The following is a 2,872-nucleotide window of genomic DNA, read 5'->3' on the forward strand; positions in this document are numbered from 1 at the left end:
CCACGCCAAGCGTCTCGCGATCTGGACGCAGTGGTTGGACACCACCCTCCTCGCGCCCGTGCCGCACCGACAGGTCGTGCTCACCATCCCGAAGCGGCTGCGCGCCTACTGCCTGTACCGACGCGTCGGCATAAAGTTTGGAGTTGCCCGATGTCGTCAGCGACTCGGCGCCGTTGTCCACGTCCAGCATGATGGCGTCGAATACACCCACGTGCTCCCGCAGCAGCGCCAGAACGTCAGCTTGGCGAATGTCCACGCGCGGGTCGAGCATCGCCGCACCGGCGAGCGCGTAATCGGGATTCCGGTTCCACGCGATGACCTCGGGGACGATCTCGGCCACCATCCCCAGCGCGTCGGGGCCCAGTCGCTCGAGGGCAGTGCGCATGGTGAAGCCGAAGCCGAGCCCGCCCACGAGTACGCGCACGCTCAGCTGTGCGGACAGGCCCCGGCAGGCCAGTTCAGCCAGGCGAATCTCCGATTGCGAACGGCGGGTCGATATGAGCTCGATCCCGTCGATGCGCAGCAGGTACGCGCCGTCGTGACGATACAGCGTGAGCACTGTGCCATCGGGTGCGGCAGCTTCAGCGAGACGTTCGTATGGTTTCACGGAGGGCTTGCTGGCGCAGGGTGAGCAATCGAGCTTGCAGGATAGGCGACGAGCAGCGAAGTGTATCACCGATTCCCCGTCAGGTCAGCAATGTCCCGTCCGATCGACAACTCGTACGTGGTCCCAGGTGCTGCGCTGCTGGCCGGCGAGTATCCGGGTGTGCGTTTTGGCACACCGCCCCGTATTCGCGACGCCAAGCTGCATCAGTTTCTGGACACGGGCGTCACGGCGTTCGTGGATCTCACGCATCCCGACGATCCGCTCGATCTCTACATCTGTCGTCTTCGTGAGCTCGCGGCTGAACGCGGTGTCGAGGTCACGCACGACTACCTCTCCATCGTCGACATGGACGTGTGCGATGACGCGTTCATGAATCGCGTACTCGACACGATCGACGAGCGACTCGCGCAAGGCCATCGGGTGTACGTCCACTGCTGGGGTGGGGTGGGGCGTACCGGTATGACAGTGGGGTGCTGGCTCGTGCGAAATGGACGCACCGGCGACGAAGCGCTCGACGAAGTCAAGACACTGTTCGCAACCATGTCAGCCGACAAGGTGGCCTACTTCGGGCCGGACGGCTCGCCGCAAACCGATGCGCAGCGCGCGGTTGTGTGGGCTTGGGCCGAACTCCACACGGAATAATTGCACGATGAACCAGACGCCCGTGACGCTGCATGCCATCTCGATGGCCGATCTGGAGGCGGTGGCCGCGCTCCACTGTGCCAGCTGGCGCACTGCGTACCGCGGCATTCTCTCGAACGCGTATCTCGACGGTGATCTGCTCTCCGACCGGCGTGAGGTGTGGCACCTCAAGCTGGCAATGATGACCGACCGGCAGTTCGGCTGGCTCGCAAAGCACGACGGCGAGCCCGTGGGTTTCGCCTTCGCGTCGCTCGACGACGACCACACGTGGGGCACGTTGGTGGACAATCTACATTTGCTCTCGTCGCATCAGGGTGCCGGCATTGGTCGCGGTCTGCTCACTGCCGTGGCGAAGGTCGCGCACGCGCGCGCCACGCATCCCGGTCTGTTCCTGTGGTGTTACGAGCAGAACACGCCCGCCCGCGGGTTCTACGAGCATCTGGGCGCCGAGGCGGTTGAGCAGATCATGTACGCGGCCCCGGATGGACAGGCGCTGCCGGAGTGGCGATTCGCGTGGCGTTCGCTGGCGCCGTTGCTGGTGGGGAATGACTCTGGCGGCAGCTGACTGCGCACAGCGCAAAGCTAAAAACTCACTGCTCAGAGCTCAGAGCTCAGTCTCGAGAATCAGCGATCAGACTGGGTATAGTGTTCGGAATTCAGCAACGATAGTGCACCGTTTCGAGTGGTTTGATGGGGTGCAACCTCGCGCCTCGCGTTGAGTTCCAAACCGCTCGGCACTGTGCACCATGGTTGCTGGTGTCTGAACACTACAAGAAGTCTGATGTCGGTCCCTGAACATGCTGAGTTCTGAGTTCTGAAGTCCGAGTCTGCATGAATTCCACCACCCGCTGATCGCATCGCACATCACCCGCCCCGATCGGCGATTCCAGCGTCATTCCTTCCATCGTGCGGCAGCGACTGAGCGCCACGTACGTCTGCCCGGGTGAGAACGCGCCACGACCCAGCTGCACATGTACACGATCGAACGTCAGCCCCTGACTCTTGTGAATCGTGACGGCCCACGCGAGTTGCAGCGGTATCTGCTTGTACCGACCAACCACCTTCTGACGGATCTCGTCGGCGGCGTCGTCGTACCAGTATTCCAGCTGCTGCCACTCCTGCGCGTTTACCGTGACGATGGCGCCATTGTCGAGCTTCACGATGGCGCCTGTGGCGCTGATGGCCTGCACTTCACCAAGTGAGCCGTTCACCCAATTCTCTTCGGGATCGTTCTTCACGACCATCACGCGGGCACCGCGCTTGAGCACGAGCGGATCAGGGGCGGGATCCTGTTTGAACGTGCCGGTGCCCACCTGCGAGCCGAAGGTGCCGCTACGTTCGGCTGTGAACGTGGCTGGTGCATCATCGAGCGCATCGAGTCGACGCACGTTCACGCGTTCCGCGTCGAGACGTCGCGCTGCAAGAATGATGGTGTCGTCGAGTTCGTCGTTGGTCGAGCGAGTGATGCGGGCGTGCAGCACACGATAGTCGTCGCCGGTAGGCGTAGCGGTCCGCACGCGATCCAGCAACGCAATCCACACCGGATCCCGCTGACGATACACCGTACGGAATTCGATGGTGGACAACGGCGCGTACTTGAACACCGCGGCGTCGAAGAAATGC

At 62.8% G+C, this 2,872-nt stretch carries 3 protein-coding genes and 1 pseudogene; 2 read left to right on the forward strand and 2 right to left on the reverse strand.

Annotated features, from left to right (window positions below; genetic code table 11):
• Nucleotides 1-607: hypothetical protein (locus ACESNG_RS01570; protein WP_373067453.1), on the reverse strand; the 607-nt coding region annotated here is incomplete at its 3' end.
• Nucleotides 608-697: 90 nt separating this feature from the next.
• Here ACESNG_RS01570 and ACESNG_RS01575 point away from each other — a divergent pair.
• Both ACESNG_RS01575 and ACESNG_RS01580 read left to right on the forward strand, forming a co-directional pair.
• Nucleotides 698-1,249 carry a phosphatase gene (locus ACESNG_RS01575; RefSeq protein ID WP_373058503.1) on the forward strand — a complete coding sequence of 184 codons (552 nt, stop codon included), beginning with the start codon at nucleotides 698-700 and terminating at the stop codon, nucleotides 1,247-1,249.
• Nucleotides 1,250-1,256: 7 nt separating this feature from the next.
• Nucleotides 1,257-1,814: an N-acetyltransferase family protein gene (locus ACESNG_RS01580; RefSeq protein WP_373058501.1), complete on the forward strand. Its 558-nt coding sequence runs from the start codon at nucleotides 1,257-1,259 to the stop codon at nucleotides 1,812-1,814.
• Between the two features lie 202 nt (nucleotides 1,815-2,016).
• Here the strand turns inward: ACESNG_RS01580 and ACESNG_RS01585 are convergent.
• Nucleotides 2,017-2,872 (reverse strand): annotated as a pseudogene (locus ACESNG_RS01585) (hypothetical protein); the annotation flags it as partial.

This window comes from Gemmatimonas sp., assembly GCF_041689975.1.
Classification (GTDB): domain Bacteria; phylum Gemmatimonadota; class Gemmatimonadetes; order Gemmatimonadales; family Gemmatimonadaceae; genus Gemmatimonas.

Coding starts and splice junctions, on each gene's coding strand:
- ACESNG_RS01575 (WP_373058503.1), top strand. CDS start 698: ATGTCCCGTCCGATCGACAACTCGTACGTGGTCCCAGGTGCTGCGCTG.
- ACESNG_RS01580 (WP_373058501.1), top strand. CDS start 1,257: ATGAACCAGACGCCCGTGACGCTGCATGCCATCTCGATGGCCGATCTG.